Origin of the sequence: Agrobacterium sp. ST15.13.013, assembly GCF_027956525.1 — a bacterium.
Lineage (GTDB): Bacteria > Pseudomonadota > Alphaproteobacteria > Rhizobiales > Rhizobiaceae > Agrobacterium > Agrobacterium salinitolerans.
Map to the genome: position 1 here is coordinate 1 of NZ_JAQKGP010000124.1, position 376 is coordinate 376.

The 376-nt window shown below is 56.4% G+C and carries 1 protein-coding gene; it reads left to right on the plus strand.

Translation table 11 applies throughout. From position 1 onward, the window contains the following. The coding region (locus PL597_RS26185; protein ID WP_271366676.1) for a hypothetical protein at window positions 1–376 on the plus strand (376 nt) is incomplete at both ends.

A 376-nucleotide genomic window follows, 5' to 3' on the forward strand; every position in this document is an offset into this window, starting at 1 on the left:
CGTGTGCGCTCTGCCACTGCACCGGCTGATGACGGCTATGCCTATGAAGTTGCGAAAACGGCAGTTGACTTCCGAGCAGTGAAGGCCCCCCGTCCTTACGTGACAGGGCCGCGAGTCATTGAGACCGGTAAGAAGTATGTGTTCAAAGCCGAAACCAGCCTGCCTTACCGTGGGATGGACGTGAAGCTGAACGGGTTCTTCACGCTGCCTGATGGCTCAATTGTGCAGGGTGATACTGCTGAGTACGTGCCTTCGGACACTGACCTCAACCAGGCTACTGTAGAAACGAAGTACACCACCTGGATCGAAGGATACCGAGATCAGGGTGCAGAAGCCTCGCATAGCCTACGCTCCCGCGTGTGGCAGTATGTATGGC